The organism is Moraxella sp. (genome assembly GCF_030525845.1).
GTDB lineage: Bacteria > Pseudomonadota > Gammaproteobacteria > Pseudomonadales > Moraxellaceae > Moraxella.
In genome coordinates, this window is sequence record NZ_JAUNDY010000016.1 from 20,223 (window position 1) to 38,548 (window position 18,326).

Sequence of the window (18,326 nt, forward strand, 5' to 3'; positions counted from 1 at the left end):
TAATGATTAAATGGTGCAAAATCCGCCAAGTACCTCAAATGCCTCAACAAGTCCACATGCTTAGACTGGCGTAGCATTTCGCCTTGCCCCACGCAAATAAGCACTTCTGGCTCGTGGATTGGTGCGTACTTCCTCATCGCTGGGTGCAATGCGATAAGGCTTTTCAAAATATTTTTCTCGCTTGGGAGGCATGAGTAAAGTTTCATCGCCCTCCCATCTGCCTTTGCTGTGATTATTTAAAAATTGCTTAATGATACGATCTTCTAATGAATGAAAGCTAATCAGAGCAAGCTGTCCGTCCGCTTTTAATGCAGTCAATGTCTGATGTAAAAAATCTTTAACATCGCCCAATTCATTATTAATAAAAATCCGCATCGCCTGAAAACTCTGTGTGGCGGGGTGTTTACCCTTTTGCCAAGCGGGGTGAGCCTCTTTGATGATTTTGGCAAGCTCTAAGGTGGAATTGTAACTTTCCATCGCCTTAATCGCTTTGGCAATTCTACGGCTATGACGCTCTTCACCATATTCATACAAGACATTGGCGAGCGTCTCCTCGTCTACCTCTGCCAACCATTGCCCCACGCTTTGCCCACGACTGGTATCCATACGCATGTCCACTACCCCATCTCGCATGAAACTAAACCCACGAGAACCATCATCGAGCTGAGGACTGGACACCCCTAAATCCGCCATGATACCGTCCACATGAGGAATGCTTAGTTTTTCTAAATGATAATTGAGCTTGGCAAAACTGTCATGCACCACCATCACACGCTTGTCATTTTTGGCTAAATCTTTGGCAACTGCTATCGCCTCTGGGTCTTTGTCAAAAACGATGAGCATGCTGTTCTCGCTCAAATGTTCAAGCAGTAGGCGGCTATGACCCCCTCGCCCAAATGTCGCATCAACGTACACGCCTGTTTTGGGCGAAATGTCAGACAAATCACGCTCACCCAACAACTGTGCTACGGTTTGGGTTAAAAGTACTGTCTGATGCTGAAATTGAGCTTTGGTGTCAGTCATGTTTCTTTATCAATTAATAAGCAACAAAAACCAAGAGCGACACGCACTTGGTTTTGACGGGCGATGAGTGCCAATGACGCTCATCGGCGTGTGTTATTTTTTATCTTCTTTGGCTTGGGCTTCTTCCATTTGCTTCATCAGCTCTGCCATCTGAGCTTCTGCTTTGGCTTGGGCTTCTGCCATGGACTTTTTGGCGGTTTCTTCGTCAAGTAACTCAACCGTAAAAATCAGCACACTATTTGGTCCAATCTCAGGAATGTCTGCCTCGCCATAACCCAATTCTGCTGGCATATACAGCTCGTACTTACTGCCTGCTGGCATAAGCTGAATGCCCTCAGTAAAACCTGGAATCATCTGAGATAAATCAAACTGGGCTGGCTCGCCACGCTCATAAGAGCTGTCGAACACTTTACCGTCGATGGTTTTACCCTCATAATTTACCACCACCACATCAGTTGCTTTTGGCTTGGCACCAGTACCCTCTGTGATGACTTTATATTGTAGTCCTGATGGTGTACTCTTGACACCCTCTTTGGCGGCATTTTCGGCTAAAAATTTTGCACCTGCTTCTTTATTAGATTGGGCTTTGGCTTCTGCTTCTTTGGTGGCTTCTTCATCTTTGCGTTTTTGGTATTCTTCAAAAATGGCACGAGCCTGCTCATCGGTAAATTTACTGTCTTTACCCTCAAAACCCTCAGCCAACGCAGCGGCGATGATTTTTGGATTAATGTCAGCATCCATAGATTTTAGGTTTCTGCCTGCATCATGACCCAAAATATAGCTGATTTTGTCCATTTCGGAGCTTTTATCGCTGATGCTTGACGTGCTGGCATTGCTTGTTTTTTCGCCACCGTTACAACCAGTCAAAGCAAGAATTGATGCCATCAAGGCAGTCATTAAAAAGGCGGTGCGTGAATGTTTCATTAAGATATCTCTTTTAATAAGTGTGAAAACCATGCTAATTTTGATAATTTAACTAAATCCAAAATCACATGGCGAAAATACGCCATATCATACCAAAAAATCACAAAAATCGCCATTGCCATTTTTCAAAACTTTAACGATTCGGCATATTTTAAGTATGATTATTGTTAATTTATCTGTCTGTTGGTATTTTATGGAGCATTTGTCAGGCAAATTCATCGTGATAACTTTTGGCGAAACACTTCCCATAGCACCATGCCTGTCGCTACCGAGACATTTAGGCTCTGGGGACGGTCAGGATTATCTATCATCGGGATATAAACGAGCGTATCACACAGCTCGGCGGTCAGCCGTCTCATGCCGTCCCCCTCTGAGCCCATCACAATCGCCACTTTGCCGCCAAAATCACACGCCTGCAAGGGCTTGGCGGTTTCATCAAGGGCTGTACCAAAGACAAACACGCCTGCTGTTTTTAGCTTTTCAAGCGTTCTGGCTAAGTTGGTTACCGCCACCACAGGCACACTTTCCGCCCCACCTACCGAGACTTTGGCAACGGTGGGGGTCAGCCCCACGCTTTGATGGCGTGGCACGATGACGGCTGTTACACCCATTGCACTTGCTGTACGCAAACACGCCCCGAAGTTGTGCGGGTCAGTGATTTGGTCAAGGATTAAAAACACCGCACCCGCCTGCCCTGCCAAGTCATCAAGCACGCCCTCATCACTCATCGCACGCAGGCGGGCGGATAGAACCACGCCTTGATGTTGGGTGCTACCACAAAGCTCGGTTAGGCTGTCTTTTTGGGCGGTTTGTACCGACACGCCAAGACTTTGGGCAAGGGCGATGATGTCAGCGTGGTCTTGGTTTTGGTGGTTGTCATAGCTTTGGACAAATAGGGCTTTGGCGTCCATTGGGCGGGTGTTTAAAATCGCCTTGATGGCGTGAATGCCATAAAAATGGGGCGTGGCGGGTTTTTTCTTATCGGCTTTGTCAAATTTTTTATCAAATTTATCAAAGGATTTTTTGTCTTTTTTAATGGGTTTTTGGGTCATTGTTTTTTTCCAAAAGAGATAAATAGTATTATGGGGACTTGTAGGGGCAAATCATATTTGCCCTATTAGGCTTCCTGAAAAACCCAAAAACAAGGAAAACCGCTCAAAGTGAGCTTGGGAAACCTAACGGTTTTCCGCCACCCGCAGACATGGCTCAGGGCGAACGGAAAACCTAGTTTTACAGGAAGTCTATTGTTAAAATAATAGATTTTTGGACGAATGTCATTCGCCCCTACACTTCGCTATTTTTGCCATATTTTTCACGCACCTTTTGAGCGACCAAAGTTTTGATATTTTGGCTTAATGTGCCATCTTCGCTTTCGGCGTAGCGACCAAATAAATCCTTGCCATATTCCCACGCCAAATTTTCATCAGGCTCATTAGGAATTAGGCTTTGGACATATTGGCTCACGCTTAAATCTTGGGCGTGGGCTTTGGCGATGATGGCTTGTTCAACGCTGGGCGGTAGGTCTAAAACGAGCATAATTTTTTCCAAAAAGATTTGTTTCATTATAACAAAATTTTTACCAAAGCGTTCATTATCCCTTGAAATTTCCCCCAAGCCCCCTTATCAATAGGGAAATTAAACATCTTTGGAGAATCCTATGAGCGAGCAAGAAACCCCCCAAACCAACACCACCTCAGAGCAAGAAGTAAACCAAGAGGTCAGCGAGCTACAAGTCCTCATCGCCCAAATTGAAGCCCTACAAGCCGAAGTCAAGGAGGCAAAAGAGGCTGCCGCTCGTGCCAATGCCGAAAGCTACAACGCACAGCGTAGAATGGAGCAAGAAACTGATAAGGCGAAAAAATTCGCCCTACAAAAGTTTGCCAAAGAACTTCTTGATGTGGTGGACAACTTAGAGCGAGGCTTGGAGGCAAGCGAGAAAGCAGGGGCGGACGAGAGTGTACTTGAAGGACTTCGCCTAACGCACAAATCCTTGCTTGGCACGCTTGAAAAAAATGGCGTGGTTGCCGTGGGCGAGGTAGGCGAGGCATTCAACCCTGAGCTACACGAGGCGGTGGGCGTTTTCCCTGATGCCGATAAAGATGTTATCGGTCAAGTCCTACAAAAAGGCTATACCCTAAATGAACGCTCTATCCGCCCTGCGATGGTGCTGGTGGGGGCGTGATTTTTGGTTTTCCGTTCACCCTAAGCCAAGTCGAAGGGTGAAAGAAAACCGTTCAATGGCTTGACAAGCTCACCACGAACGGTTTTTTAAAAAACTGTGGATTTATCCAATATTTTCAAGGCATTAACACAAAATTTTAACAAAATAAATTTTAAAATTTTTAAAAAATTTCCCTTGAAAATCCAAATTTGACACAAATTATACCAGACAAGTTTGGCAAAGATGTTTTGTATCTTGCCAAAAACATCAACTTAAATAATCGGAGAAAAACTATGGGTAAAGTCATTGGTATTGACTTAGGTACAACCAACTCTTGTGTGGCAGTACTTGAAAATGGCAACGTCAAAGTCATTGAAAACGCAGAAGGTGCTAGAACCACGCCGTCTATCGTGGCATTCAAAGATGGCGAGACTTTGGTTGGTCAAGCCGCCAAACGCCAAGCGGTAACTAACCCTCAAAACACCTTATTTGCCGTAAAACGCCTTATCGGTCGCCGTTATGATGAACAAGCAGTACAAAAAGACATCGGTCTTGTGCCTTACAAAATCGTCAAAGCCGACAATGGCGATGCGTGGGTAGAAGTGAACGGCAAAAAACAAGCCCCACCACAAATCTCAGCCGAAGTTTTGAAAAAAATGAAAAAGACTGCTGAGGACTACTTGGGCGAGCCTGTTACTGAAGCGGTAGTAACCGTTCCTGCTTACTTTAACGACAGCCAACGCCAAGCCACCAAAGATGCAGGTCGTATTGCAGGGCTTGATGTCAAGCGTATCATCAACGAGCCTACCGCTGCCGCCCTTGCCTTTGGTATGGACAAAAAAGAAGGCGACCGCACGATTGCGGTGTATGACTTGGGTGGTGGTACTTTTGACGTGTCCATCATTGAGATTGCGGACGTAGATGGTGAACAGCAATTTGAAGTATTATCCACCAACGGTGATACTTTCTTGGGCGGTGAGGACTTTGACATTGCACTCATTGACTACTTGGTGGACGAGTTCAAAAAAGAACAAAACGTCAATCTTAAAGGCGACCCACTTGCCATGCAACGCCTAAAAGAAGCAGGCGAGAAAGCCAAGATTGAGCTGTCATCTGCTACCAGCACCGAAGTGAACTTGCCTTATATCACGGCAGATGCCACAGGTCCTAAGCACCTTGTGATTACCATTACTCGTGCCAAACTAGAAAGCCTAACCGAAGAGCTGGTGGCTCGTACCATTGCTCCTTGTAAGATTGCGTTGGAGGATGCTGGTTTATCAGCAAGCGACATTGATGATGTTATTCTAGTCGGTGGTCAAAGCCGTATGCCTCTTGTCCAACAAAAGGTACAAGAATTCTTTGGCAAAGAGCCTCGTAAAGATGTAAACCCTGATGAAGCAGTAGCCATCGGTGCAGCGATTCAAGGTGCGGTATTGGCAGGTGACAAAAAAGACGTGCTACTACTTGATGTAACGCCTTTAACTTTGGGTATTGAGACGATGGGTGGTGTGATGACCCCAATCATCGAAAAGAACACCATGATTCCTACCAAAAAATCACAAGTGTTCTCAACCGCTGCCGACAACCAACCTGCGGTATCTATCCAAGTGTATCAAGGCGAGCGTAAGATTGCCAACCAAAACAAACTTTTGGGCAACTTTGACCTAACCGACATTCCACCAGCACCACGTGGCGTGCCACAGATTGAAGTGACCTTTGACATCAACGCAGATGGTATCATGAATATCTCCGCCAAAGACAAAGGCACAGGCAAATCACAATCTATCCAAATCAAAGCGGATAGCGGTCTGTCTGACGAAGAAATCGAGCAAATGGTGCGTGATGCGGAGGCAAATGCCGAAGCGGATAAGAAGTTTGCTGAACTTGCCAATGCTCGTAACGAGGCAGACGGTCGTATCAGTGCGGTGCAAAAAGCCCTAAAAGAAAATGGCGATAAAGCTACTGATGATGAGAAAAAAGCGGTTGAGACTGCGATTAGTGAGCTAGAACTTGCGACCAAAGAAGATGACGTGGACGCAATCAAAGCCAAGCTAGAAGCGCTTGATAATGCTTTCTTGCCAATCGGTGCGAAGATTTATAGCCAAGAGCAAGGCGGTGCAGGTGCTGAGCAAGCCCAGCCACAAAGCCAACCCAAAGATGATGGCGTGGTAGATGCTGAGTTTACCGAGGTTAAGGATAAATAATCTTTGTCTTTAAGGTAAAGAAAATAAGCTCTCAATGAAAATTGGGGGCTTGTTTTTATATTACACCATCATCTTTTTGTGCTAATAGATTTCTATGCTCCGCCAAATAACGTTTACGTTCATCATTCAGCAAAACAGCGTCCAATTTAATGTGTTTCCAATATTGCCAAACATCATCGGATAATCTTTTTGATTTCAACATATTGCCATTATCATCAAAGGAAATATATTTTAAATCAAATAAGCTATCCAAAGTCCGACTTAATAACAAGCCATTATTCGGGTCATAGGCTTCATTATCGTTGGACTGAATAAATGGCTTAATATGACTGGCAATCAAAACAGGATAAGATAATTTTTCCAGCATACATTTTCTGCCACCATAGTAAAATTCACTTTCTTCAAAAAGTTGATTTTTATATAGACGATGTAAATAAGGATCTCTTTTTTTAGCAAGATAATCATCTAAATTGCCAAAAATACGCTCGGCATCTTCGGCAAAATACAAATCGTCATTTACTCGTTTCAAGTTGTCTAATTTTGCCAATAAATTCCACAAATAACTAATTTGATTGTATTTTCTTTCAATAAAGCCTGATTGAATGCCTTGCTGTAAATAAGTATCCAATTCTGTTTTGCTTAAATGGTCATTGGGATAATTTTCCAAATCCACTAACATTAAGGCTGCAATTTCGGATTTATTTAATTTACCTTCTGGGTGTTCCACCAAGGTTTTAATCAAAAAGTTCATTTGGCGAATATCAGAATGTTCCGTTACCGAACGCCCAAAAGCTGAATGTGTATAAACAATTTTGGATAATAAAGTTTGGCGTTTTTTATTGGTACGAGCATTCACATAATCACGAGATAAAGGCGTGTAGCCCTCTAAAAATGGCTCAATAAAACCCATTTTTACCAACTGGTTAATGGATTTTCTAACTGATGCCAAATTTTTAGGTTCGCCTGTTTTTGTGGAAACCATTTCGGGGTGCTGACTTATTAACTCCTGCAAAGTCTTGTACAATTCTGCACTATACTGCAAAGTTGGTTGTTTTTTACATTCATCAATAAAATTTATGCACAATGTCAAAACAGTAAGAAATTTTGAGCCATTATAATCAGTAAATTCATTGGTTAATTCCCAATAATCTTCATAAATCTGCATTTAAACATTCTCCACCAAAAACAAAATTTCCTTGTGATTTTGCTTGTTTTCTTTACCTGTTACCTTATAAATATGGGGTGTTTCTAAAATTTTCACTTTTCGCCCATTTTCAGAGAGCATTTGTGCCAATTCTTCACGATTAGGGGAAGAAACATTATTGTAGCTCAATAGCCAATATTTAAATGGCTTTAATTTTTCAATCAGTGATTGAAATAATGAATTGGCTTGCTTTTTATCCATAAAATGATTAGCAAAGGGTTTGGCAATAGATGATGAAATATAACTGTCTAATAAACCATAAAAGCCAAAATAATTGTTCATTGTCCCTGTGTAAGGTGGGTCAAGATAAACAGCATCCGCTTTAATTTTTTCCAATAAATCAAATACATCTTCATTATAAGAAAAATGCGTTTTACCATTATCAAAAACGGCATTATTGTAATCAATCAAATTTTCACGAAAATGAAATTCAAATGATTGATTGTGGTAAGCACGCCTGCGACCATATTTGGCATAGCTGTATTCTTCATCACGGAGTTGCTTTACTTTTTCCCAAGGAATAGTAAAACGAGAATAAGGCATTTTTCTAATCATTGCTCGGCGAATTAGGGCAAAAGCCAGAGCTTTTTTATACGGATTGTCTAATTTTTCAATATTTTGACGATACAAATCCAGTTCCTGACATTCTTGTTCAAAGAAAAAAACATCAGAATAATGCTCGGTCATAAACCCATTTTTCAGGCTGCCTGAAAAAATCAAATCCACATCGTCATCATTTAAAATTACATCATTGTTTTCAATTAAAGCAAGGGCAAGCTGATGATTGATTTGTAAAATGTCATTAGCAATGACAGATAAGCCACGCTTTTTGGCTTCGTATGAAAACGAACAGCCACCACTAAACACATCAGCAACGGTTTGAACATCGGCAGGTAATTGGTCGCAAATCCAGCCAGCAATTTTTTCTTTATTGCCGATATAATTGATTTTTGGGTATTTTGGTTTATTCATTTTCGTTCATTTTTAAAATACATTCGGCAATCGCTTTTGCCAATAACGGGGGGACGGCATTGCCAACTTGTTGTTGCTGGGCGATTTTTTGCCCACAAAACACAAAATCATCGGGAAAAGATTGTAAACTTGCCAACTCTCGCACAGTCAAAGCACGATTTTGTTCATAATGAAAGACTTTTCGCATATCACCTGTAACACACACCGCAGGTTTATCACTATGATAGCGAATGTATTTTCGCACATCACCCGAAGTGGGTCGCAAATTTTCAGGAATGTCACCCCTGTCGCCACCATTTTTGATAAATGCCATTTTTTCAAGCATTTGTGGTGTATGGTTCATCGCTTCGTGATTGGGAATATTGGGATAATTTTCGCCAGCCAACAATTTTGGGAAATGCCCAATCGCTTCAAAAACGGTTTTTTGTGGCGTTAGCAATGGTTTTGGAAAAACAATCTTGCCTTGATTTTTTCGTCCAATAAACACCACACGACTGCGATTTTGTGGCACACCAAAATCCACCGCATTCAAAACTTTACATTCCACTTGATAACCAAGATTTTGAAAATGCACCATAATTTCTTGGCGTGTTTTGCCTGATTGGTGGGTATAAAGTCGTGCCACATTTTCCATTACAAAAAATTTGGGGGCAGTCAATTTAACCACTCGCACAAACTCTTTAAACAAGTGATTGCGTGGGTCATCAGCAAAAGTTCGCCCAATTTTACCCGCCATAGAAAAGCCCTGACATGGTGGACCACCAATCACAATATCTGCTTTTTGCCCTTTAAGTTCGGCAAGTAAATCATCATCACTTAACTGGATTAAATCTTTTTGTAAAACAGCATGATGTGGAAAATTATGGCGATAAGTTTCACAGTAGCTAGGCTCAATCTCCACCGAAAGAATTTGCTTCAAGCCAGCTTGCTCAAAGCCTAAAGATAGTCCGCCCGCTCCTGAAAATAAGTCTATGTAAGTTAGTGGCATTATGATTATTTTAATCCAAAAACTGTTAATTATAATATAAAATTGGTGGTTTTTATATTCTTTTACCTAAAAATATCATTGTATTCCGCATGGTCGTATGCAAGCAACCCTAACAGAGTGTCCCTCGCCACACCCCAAGCCCACTATTTACCCCAAAAAAGTGGTGGCGGAACAGCCACTCAAAAAATACCTCTGCTACCCCTTGTATCTTGGCGATTATCATTTATAATATCATCTTATATATTTATCAAGGTAGATGATGATGAGTACCACCCTACGCCAACTCAAAGCCTTTGTACTGGTCGCCGAACAAAACAGCTTTACCAAAGCCGCTGAGACACTCTGCCTGACGCAGTCTGCTCTATCAGGGCTGATTAAGGAGCTTGAACAAAACCTAGACATCAAGCTCTTTGACCGCACCACCAGAAAGCTCCACCTCTCCGACGCAGGACAACGCCTACTACCGCAAGCAAAGCGAGTCCTAAACGAAATGGCAGTATTAGGCGAAAATGTCAACAACCTAAAATCCCTACATCAAGGACATATCCGCCTTGCTGTATCCCAGCAACTATCCGCTTCCATCATGCCAAAATTTATCGCCAAATTCTGCGAGCAACACCCCAACATTCAGGTAACGCTCACAGATTGCTCAATCAATGAAGTGGTGGAACACATCGAAAACTTGGAGGCGGATTTGGGAGTCGCTCCTGAGCGTAGCCACTCCAACGACTTGCGTGTAGACGTGCTGTTTAGCTCCACCTTTTATTTGGTACTACCACCTAGCCACCCCTTTACCCAAAAAGACAAGGTGCTATGGACGGATTTATTAAACGAAAAACTTATCACACTCAACGGTCCATTCATTAAAGGACTACAAAACGAGCTCCCCAACCACATTTCAAGTCGCATCTTTAACCCTGAATTTAAGATTAACTTCTTATCCACCGCACTTGGCATGACCAGAATGGGGCTAGGCGTTACCCTGTGCCTGCTTTACGCTGCTGACTGGGTGAAGCTGTATGGACTTGCCATGAGACCCATTCATGAACCTGTGGTGGAGCGTAAATTTTTACTCTATACCCACAAAAACCGCTCACTCTCGCCTGCTGCCCTCGCTTTTAAGGAATTTTTAATTAACAACGCAGGGGATTTTTTGGCGAGCAACCAAGACATCATGTAATGTCATACCATGCGTGATTTTTATCAAAAAATCCGATAAAATTTTTCCACACAACCGCCTTATTTTGCGTTATACTGAAACGATTACAATTTTACAACAACCAAAGGTGATTTTATGTTTAACCACGTTACCCCCTATGCTGGCGACCCGATTTTGGGTTTGATGGATAAATTTGCTCAGGATACTCGCACCGACATCAAGGTAAACTTGGGCGTGGGCGTTTATTATACCGAAGATGGCAAATTGCCCGTGCTTGAATGCGTCAAAAAAGCCGAATCCACCATCGCAAACCCCCCAAAACCCCGTGGCTACCTACCGATGGACGGCCTAAAAGGCTACCGTGATGCTTGCCAACGCTTGCTATTTGGCGAAACCAAAGCCAATGTCGCCACCATCGCCTCTTTGGGTGGAAGTGGTGCTTTAAAGGTGGGAGCGGAATTTATCCACGAATGGTTCCCAAATTCGGTGTGCTATGTCTCCGACCCAACTTGGGGTAACCACATCAGTATTTTTGAAGGGGCGGGAATGAAAGTCGCCAAATACCCCTACTACAACCCTGAAACCATTGGGGTGAAATTTGACGAAATGCTCGCTTTCTTTAACACCCTAAACGAAAACGACACCGTACTTTTGCACCCTTGTTGCCACAACCCCACAGGCGTGGATTTGAGCGAAAGTGAGTGGGATAAAGTACTAGAAGTCGTTAAAGAGCGAAAACTTATCGCCTTTATGGACATTGCCTATCAAGGCTTTGGCGTGGATATGGACAAGGACGCTTATGCTATTCGCAAGGCTTATGATATGGGCTTGTCGTTCTTTGTGTCCAATTCATTTTCTAAGAATTTATCGCTTTATGGCGAGCGTGTTGGCGGATTGTCAGTTGTTTGCCCAAGCGAAGCCGAAGCCGATGTGGTGCAAGGTCAGCTAAAATTCACCGTTCGCCGCATCTATTCAAGCCCACCAGCACACGGCAACAGCGTGGTGGACATCGTAATGAACAGCGATGACCTGTACAATCAATGGGTGGGCGAAGTGTACGAGATGCGAGACCGCATTGCCGATATGCGTGAAAAGCTCCAAAAAGCCCTTGAAGAGCGATTGCCAAGCCGTGATTTTAGCTACTTTACCAAACAAAAAGGAATGTTTAGCTTTACAGGCTTGACCGCCCCACAAGTCGTGCGTTTGCGTGATGAATTTGCCGTGTATATGGTGGAAAATGGGCGTATGTGTGTCGCTGGTCTAAATAACAAAAATGTGGACTATGTGGCAAATGCGATTGCCGAAGTGTTGAAATAACCCTGTCTTTATCCATACGATATGGCTCATTTTTGAGCCATATTTTTTCAGTACGCAATTAAAAAACCGCGAGTGAGACACATCATCAAGTTTACAACCATATAGATTAAAATTTGGCAGGCCTCACAACAACCCAAATGACAGCATAGAACAAACCAAAGACTATTTTGAAAGACGCTTGTCTACCCAAAAATGAGGTGTATTATTTGATTGCCAAAAGAGTGAACAAACTTATGTGATGAATAGCAATTTGACAAGACTTAATTGGCAAAAATTGGATTATACCAATCAAGCCTTAACTCTAATTTGCCAAAATCACAACCAAAAAACACGCCCAACTGAGCGTGTTTTAAAGATGAATAACAAGATGAATTTTACCAAAACAGCCAACCCTACTTTAAATCATCAAGCTCTGGGAACGCTGAATTTATCTCCTCTAAGATCTCCATCTGAATTTTACCAATCAAGACACCGACACCACGCTTAAATTTCTCTTGTATTTCTGGCGAACAGTCGCCAAACTCTGACAGATACAAAACAGAGGTTAAATGCTCCACCGCTTGCAGAGCATGTTGCTTGGTGTGTATCGCAAATTCTTTATTCATAATGTACCCCTACATTCACGAAAACATCTTCTAAAATCACTAGACTGCAAATCCTGAGGTCAAGTCCATAAAAAATGTGAACACATGATATAACACTCCTCATCGCTTGAAATATTCGTTCTAAGTGATTTTTTTAGCAAACTAGGCTTACCACTCACAGCTTGGTTGGCAACATCTACTTTTATTTGATGATTTGACGCATTATTTGCAAAAGCACTACTTGTCATCATCACAAATACCACAGCCAAAATGGATGCTTTTATGTTTTTTTCATAGATAACTCCTAGATTACGGATTTAAATAAAATTGATATTAAAAACAATATCGATAATCATTATATTTTATAAAATTTTGACTGTCAATAAAAAACCTGATCTTTTCATCAGGTTTTTACGTTTAAGCTCAACTTCGCACTTCCCCATGCCCAAACACCACCCATTTTTGGGAAGTCAAGCCATGCAAGCCCACAGGTCCCCGAGCGTGGATTTTGTCGGTAGAAATGCCAATCTCCGCTCCCAGCCCATATTCAAAGCCATCAGCAAAACGACTAGACGCATTAACCATCACCGAGCTAGAATCCACTTCACGGATAAATCGCTGACTGTGTTCATAACTATTTGTGATAATCACATCGGTATGGTGCGAGCCATAGTGATTGATGTGGCTAATGGCATGGTCAAGGTCGTCAACCACTTTGACCGCCAGCATGGGAGCAAGATATTCGGTGTACCAGTCGTCCTCTGTTGCCGTTTCTAGGTTTAGCCCATGACCGTCTAGAAGCTTGTGGGAAATTTCACACACCCTAAATATCATGGTATTGTCCACATCATGCATGGCTTTGGCGATTTGTGGTAAGGCAACTTTGGCAATATCAGCATGAACCAGCAAGGTTTCCATGACATTGCAAGGCGAGTAGCGAGAAGTCTTGGCATTGACGCACACTTTTACCGCCATTTCTACATCAGCAAAACTGTCCACAAAGGTATGACAATTACCGTCCAAATGCTTAATCACAGGCACACGAGCATTACTCGCAATCCGTTCAATCAGCCCACGCCCCCCACGAGGAATGATCACATCGACCACGCCCACCATCGTGATGAGCTTATCCACCGCATTACGGTCGGTGGTGGCAAGCACTTGCACGCCATCGGTAGGTAAACCCGCCTGCTCCAAGCCCAAATGCACGCACTTGGCAAGGGCTTGGTTAGAATAAAACGCCTCCGACCCCCCACGCAAAATAATGGCATTGCCCGACTTAATCGCAAGACTCCCCGCCTCTATCGTAACATTGGGACGACTTTCATAAATCATGCCAACCACCCCAAGTGGCACTCGCATTTTACCAAGCTGGATACCGCTTGGGCGATAAGTCAGCTCGCTTACCTCGCCAATGGGGTCGGGCAGACCAATCACATCATCAAGCGAGCTTAAAATGCCATTAAACACTTTTTCGCTAATCACAAGGCGGTCAAGCAAAGCAGGCTCTAAGCCTTTATCCTTGCCGTTTTGGACATCTTGGGCATTGGCGGATAAAATCTCATCTTTGTGGGCGATGATTTGGTTTTTGATACAAGTTAGGGCGTGATTTTTGGTTTTGGTGTCGGCACGAGCAAGTAAGGCGGCGGCGGTTTTGGCTTTTTGCCCCACTTCACTCATGTAGGTGGCTAAATCAGTCATAACATTCTCTTGGTTTTGATTATCTGTTTTACCTTATAGAGGTTGGCTTAAAATTACAAGAGTAAATACAAAAGGGTGTGTATCGCCTTTTATTATTCATGTGGCGATGTTGCCATACCATAGCCCAACCCTCGATGAGTAATAATCAGTTCATGATGGCAGGCAGAGGAGAGCTTTTGACGCAAACTCTTAATATGAGCATCAACCGTACGCAACAGGCGATGTTCTGGGTGGTCAGATACCTTCGCCAAAATCTGCTCTCTGGTCAATACATGCACAGGATTGGCAAGCAATGTCAGCATGATGGCAAGTTCCATCTTGGATAAAAGCAAAGCGTGGTTATTAAGATAAAGCGTATAATCACAGGTTTGATACCGCCATGTTTGTCCAGCAATACTCTTTTCAAAGTCCACCACCGCACTCTCTTTGGCTGTCGCAAAAACGCTCTGTCTACGCCAAATGGCTTTAAGTCGTGCAATCAATTCTCTGGGGCTAAATGGCTTGGCAATATAATCATCTGCCCCCATTTCAAGCCCCAAGATACGGTCCACCTCATCTGAACGTGCTGTCAAAAACACAATCGGCACATGAGCATGGCGACCACCTTGACGCACGCTTTGACACACAGCAAAACCATCGCCATCAGGCAAGCCCACGTCCAATACAATGGCATCTAGCTGTGGTACGTCAAGACAAGGTGGCACTTTTGTTGCCATGTCCACCCATGCCACCGAATAGCCCTCACGTTCTAGGGCAAAACGCAACGTGGTAGCAATCGCTGGGTCGTCTTCAACAATAAGTACATGCATGGATTGTAATGAATTTTTCAATGGTTTTCGCCACTTGACTGGACAAAATCACGCTGTTACACCATATACCTGACGAATGACACGTTTAAAATAAGCAAACGCATCATCTGCCCCTTTCATAGCAGCCACCCTACCCTCATCAGAAATGGGTAAGGCATCAATCTTGGCCTTCACAGCACGCCAATGAGGCATGCGACCGTCTGGGTGTGCCGCCAAATGAGAGGCACCAAAATCATCTTTTAAATCAATTTTACCTGCTTCTTGATACAAAATCGCCGCACCGACATTCGACCCTTCGACACAGTACAGCCAACCGATCGCCTCATCATCTGTAAACACTGGTCGCTCCATATCGCCCTCGTAGGGTGCTACCTGCAAATCCTGCATGTCAGATTTGACACGTTCGAAGCGAGACAGCTGTGTCAACCCCTCAATACCACCAGCGATTTTTTCATTAGAATAAATCGGCTGAACCGTACGATGAAATTCATACTGTGCCTGCAAGAATTTACGATAATTATCATGACTGGCAAATGGCTGCATGCTCATGACCAGCTTATCCACCGCATCATGTGTGGTACGTGAATGAGCTTTTAGAGCTTCTGTCAAGGTTGGTTGCTGTGTCATATAAACTCCTAGTATCCAAATAGTGATAAGATAACTCAACTTTTATCTTTTGTAAATAATAAATAATGATTTTTATTTATAAAATAATTTCTTTTTTATTAACTTTATGATATTCTTATCATCATGCTAGTCCAAAACCATTTCGTCGCCATTGATGTCATGACCCATTTAGACCCATCAAAGCCCACACCGCCCACCCATCAATTACACAATAATACCATCATGCGTTGGGTGTTTTTTGTGATGGGATTTGTGTTTGTGGGACTTGGTATCTTGGGTATAATCTTACCAGGCGTACCAACGACGGTGTTTATTTTATTGGCAGGTTATTGCTGGGCAAAAAGCTCGAAGCGTTTTCATGAATGGTTACTTAGACATAAGCTGTTTGGCAAAATACTCAAAGACTGGGAAGAAAAACGTGCCATTCCACGTTTTGCCAAATATCTGGCATGGAGTATGATGACACTCTCGTCCGCCCTGCTATACTACACGCTACCTAGCGACAAATTATGGATAGCTGTGGTGGTAACGTGTGTTTGCCTCATTAGTGCAATTTGGATGGCAAAATTTCCCGATGCCTAGCCGCCAAATTAGCCATACACCAACTTTTTAGCACCCGCAAGTCCCGATAACAACCCCTTGATATTATTCACGTCTAACACCTCTTTTGCCCGAGTGCAAGCCACATAAAGCAAGCGAAGTTCCTCAGGTGTGATTTTTACCACTTGGCGATTAACATCATACAAAAAATCATCGCCAATTTGCACTCTTGCCCACTCCAACCCCTTTGATTTGTGGGCGGTAGAGACAACATAGTCTGCATGACTGTATGTGGTCAAATTATTGATGGCTGAGGTAATGGTTTTTGTGCCATACTCTTCGATGAGCTTTACCCATGTTTTTAGGTCGCTACCCTCACCTGTTTCGCTAAACTCTCTAACTTCGTCCCAACGACCAAAATAAGCAAGCTCTGGCACGCCATACACCATCTTACCGTTTTTTAGATTATCCGCTCCTTGACAAAATCTCAAAATCCTCGCACCATCAGCCTGCAAAGCAACTTTATGACCTAGTTTTTGCCCCAAAAGAAGCTGTGCCATAGCATTGGCATTTGTACGACACAAAACCGCATCTTTTTTGCCATGGGTCAATAATTGAGCGGTTGCCGAGTGCTTTTGTGGATTGCCTCTTAGTGGAATGGTTTCTTGGAGGGCTTTTAAGAAGAGATTGGCAACCTTAGCAATCTCCTCGCCAAAACGAAATGATTGAGTCAATAAGGTGGCAGGATAAGGCAAACGCTTCATGGCATTGACCGCTCCTCGCCATTCATAAATCTGCTGATGAGCATCGCCCACATAGATGGTTTGTTTATCCTGCTTCAACAACGCTCCCATCATGAGCGGGTCAGCATCTTGGGCTTCATCAAATAAAATAAAATCAGCAGGGATAACAGGATTTGACAGCGTCCAAAGTTTAAGATAAACGTCATGCCCAATCCCTGCTTGATGTCGTGGGTCAATCGATGACAGCCAGCGGTACTCAAAGGCAGGATAGAGTAGCTCTTGCAGACGAGCTTTATCAGCATCGCTTAACCAAGTTGGTGGCGTAATATGGCGTGGTGCAGGATAGCCACTTGATGTCTTACAAAATGTACTGACCGCCTCACTAACCATATTGGCAAGCTTTTCGGGGGTTAATACGACGGGCTTATTAATACCATCAACACTTCTTTGCACCTCAATAGAAGAGAGGTTTAGCTCCTTTGCCAGTCGTGCAGGGGTAAGCCTTGGCAAACTTACCTTGGCGGTAATATCCCTTGAAACATGGCGAAAAGCAAGTGAGTGAAAAGTTTGACAGCGTACATTGGAAGGGAATTTTCCTTGTGCTTCATTCGCAATGGATTTATTAAATGCCAAATACAACCCACACCCACGCAGGTTTTCACTAATCAGCTTTAAAGTAGTGGTTTTTCCAGCCCCTGCATACGCCACAATCTTAAAAGAATCCCCCAACATCGCCATGTCTAGGGCGGATTGTTGTTCATCAGTGGGCGTATAACAAATCATGAGAATAACAATACATCAAAAACAATAAAAATAAAGAACTGGACTAGTATAACACTTATAAGACACTAGTTTTATAAATATAATCCATTGTAAATCAAGTAAAACACAACTTGAACCGCCTGAATTTTTGTGCTGTAAATAACTACTTGTTCATCAGCTTAATTTACTCGGCATTCACTCTAATACAACCATATTATTCTACCACAAAATCAGCCTTGTGATAGAATACAATCTCAATCTTGAAGCTTACACTGTGTTTGATGGTAAAATCAAACTTAATGAAAGCTACTTTGGTGGTATTCGTAAAGGCAAACGAGTACTTAGAAAGCGTAATGACACTGACAAGAAAAACTTTCATCTTTTATTAAAGAATGTGGGTTTGGGTTTAATTATGGTACACCCTCTCAAAAGCTGAAAATTTGGAGAAAATGGTGTGAAGCTTAGGCTTGTCTAGTACAGCCCCAAAAACGGAATACGCCAATCCCAAAAGTGCAGACACCAGACAAAACAAAAGTAGCGAAGTATTCTCTGCCCCCCCCTAACAACCCCCTCCCTCCGATACACCCTCCCCTGATGTGTCAACACCA

General features: G+C 43.0%; 17 protein-coding genes and 1 pseudogene. 6 read left to right on the forward strand and 12 right to left on the reverse strand.

Going from position 1 to position 18,326, the window contains the following annotated elements:
• Positions 1-60: 60 nt before the first annotated feature.
• From rsmH to Q4B79_RS06920, 4 genes are all read right to left on the reverse strand, one after another.
• Positions 61-1,023 (reverse strand): 16S rRNA (cytosine(1402)-N(4))-methyltransferase RsmH, encoded by a 963-nt coding sequence (gene rsmH / locus Q4B79_RS06905; protein ID WP_303085689.1) that lies wholly within the window; start codon positions 1,021-1,023, stop codon positions 61-63.
• A 93-nt stretch (positions 1,024-1,116) separates the two neighbouring features.
• A complete protein-coding gene (locus Q4B79_RS06910; RefSeq protein WP_303085690.1) occupies positions 1,117-1,947 on the reverse strand; it encodes an FKBP-type peptidyl-prolyl cis-trans isomerase in 831 nt (276 codons plus the stop codon).
• Positions 1,948-2,162: 215 nt separating this feature from the next.
• A complete protein-coding gene (gene rlmB / locus Q4B79_RS06915) occupies positions 2,163-2,999 on the reverse strand; it encodes a 23S rRNA (guanosine(2251)-2'-O)-methyltransferase RlmB (protein ID WP_303085691.1) in 837 nt (278 codons plus the stop codon).
• 232 nt (positions 3,000-3,231) lie between these two features.
• Positions 3,232-3,483: a hypothetical protein gene (locus Q4B79_RS06920; RefSeq protein ID WP_303085692.1), complete on the reverse strand. Its 252-nt coding sequence runs from the start codon at positions 3,481-3,483 to the stop codon at positions 3,232-3,234.
• Positions 3,484-3,604: 121 nt separating this feature from the next.
• Here Q4B79_RS06920 and grpE point away from each other — a divergent pair, with 121 nt between their 5' ends.
• Positions 3,605-4,129, forward strand: a complete 525-nt coding sequence (gene grpE / locus Q4B79_RS06925; RefSeq protein WP_303085693.1) for a nucleotide exchange factor GrpE — start codon at positions 3,605-3,607, stop codon at positions 4,127-4,129.
• A gap of 272 nt (positions 4,130-4,401) precedes the next feature.
• Positions 4,402-6,312, forward strand: a complete 1,911-nt coding sequence (gene dnaK / locus Q4B79_RS06930; protein ID WP_303085694.1) for a molecular chaperone DnaK — start codon at positions 4,402-4,404, stop codon at positions 6,310-6,312.
• A gap of 55 nt (positions 6,313-6,367) precedes the next feature.
• On the opposite strand, the gene Q4B79_RS06935 is transcribed toward dnaK, so the two are convergent.
• From Q4B79_RS06935 to Q4B79_RS06945, 3 genes are read right to left on the reverse strand one after another with little or no spacing between them, the layout of a single operon-like run.
• The gene (locus Q4B79_RS06935) at positions 6,368-7,477 is read right to left on the reverse strand and encodes an HNH endonuclease (RefSeq protein WP_303085695.1); all 1,110 of its coding nucleotides are present in this window, start codon (positions 7,475-7,477) and stop codon (positions 6,368-6,370) included.
• Complete coding sequence (locus Q4B79_RS06940; RefSeq protein WP_303085696.1) at positions 7,478-8,488, reverse strand: DNA adenine methylase; 1,011 nt, start codon at positions 8,486-8,488, stop codon at positions 7,478-7,480.
• Positions 8,481-9,476, reverse strand: a complete 996-nt coding sequence (locus Q4B79_RS06945) for a DNA cytosine methyltransferase (RefSeq protein WP_303085697.1) — start codon at positions 9,474-9,476, stop codon at positions 8,481-8,483. Before Q4B79_RS06945 ends, Q4B79_RS06940 begins: the two co-directional genes overlap by 8 nt.
• Before the next feature lie 262 nt (positions 9,477-9,738).
• On the opposite strand from Q4B79_RS06945, the gene Q4B79_RS06950 reads away from it, so the two are divergent.
• Both Q4B79_RS06950 and Q4B79_RS06955 read left to right on the forward strand, forming a co-directional pair.
• Positions 9,739-10,656: a LysR family transcriptional regulator gene (locus tag Q4B79_RS06950; protein WP_303085698.1), complete on the forward strand. Its 918-nt coding sequence runs from the start codon at positions 9,739-9,741 to the stop codon at positions 10,654-10,656.
• A 114-nt stretch (positions 10,657-10,770) separates the two neighbouring features.
• The gene (locus tag Q4B79_RS06955; protein ID WP_303085699.1) at positions 10,771-11,952 is read left to right on the forward strand and encodes an amino acid aminotransferase; all 1,182 of its coding nucleotides are present in this window, start codon (positions 10,771-10,773) and stop codon (positions 11,950-11,952) included.
• Between the two features lie 392 nt (positions 11,953-12,344).
• On the opposite strand, the gene Q4B79_RS06960 is transcribed toward Q4B79_RS06955, so the two are convergent.
• From Q4B79_RS06960 to Q4B79_RS06975, 4 genes are all read right to left on the reverse strand, one after another.
• Positions 12,345-12,557: a hypothetical protein gene (locus Q4B79_RS06960; RefSeq protein WP_303085700.1), complete on the reverse strand. Its 213-nt coding sequence runs from the start codon at positions 12,555-12,557 to the stop codon at positions 12,345-12,347.
• 402 nt (positions 12,558-12,959) lie between these two features.
• On the reverse strand, positions 12,960-14,237 hold the full coding sequence (locus Q4B79_RS06965) for a glutamate-5-semialdehyde dehydrogenase (protein WP_303085701.1): 1,278 nt from the start codon (positions 14,235-14,237) through the stop codon (positions 12,960-12,962).
• 92 nt (positions 14,238-14,329) lie between these two features.
• Positions 14,330-15,067 (reverse strand): response regulator, encoded by a 738-nt coding sequence (locus Q4B79_RS06970; RefSeq protein WP_303085702.1) that lies wholly within the window; start codon positions 15,065-15,067, stop codon positions 14,330-14,332.
• A gap of 27 nt (positions 15,068-15,094) precedes the next feature.
• Positions 15,095-15,673, reverse strand: a complete 579-nt coding sequence (locus tag Q4B79_RS06975) for a biliverdin-producing heme oxygenase (protein WP_303085703.1) — start codon at positions 15,671-15,673, stop codon at positions 15,095-15,097.
• 123 nt (positions 15,674-15,796) lie between these two features.
• Here Q4B79_RS06975 and Q4B79_RS06980 point away from each other — a divergent pair, with 123 nt between their 5' ends.
• On the forward strand, positions 15,797-16,255 hold the full coding sequence (locus Q4B79_RS06980; RefSeq protein WP_303085704.1) for a YbaN family protein: 459 nt from the start codon (positions 15,797-15,799) through the stop codon (positions 16,253-16,255).
• 8 nt (positions 16,256-16,263) lie between these two features.
• On the opposite strand, the gene Q4B79_RS06985 is transcribed toward Q4B79_RS06980, so the two are convergent.
• Positions 16,264-17,739 (reverse strand): UvrD-helicase domain-containing protein, encoded by a 1,476-nt coding sequence (locus Q4B79_RS06985; RefSeq protein ID WP_303085705.1) that lies wholly within the window; start codon positions 17,737-17,739, stop codon positions 16,264-16,266.
• 73 nt (positions 17,740-17,812) lie between these two features.
• On the opposite strand from Q4B79_RS06985, the pseudogene Q4B79_RS06990 reads away from it, so the two are divergent.
• Positions 17,813-18,183, forward strand: a pseudogene (locus tag Q4B79_RS06990) (hypothetical protein).
• Positions 18,184-18,326: the final 143 nt, after the last annotated feature.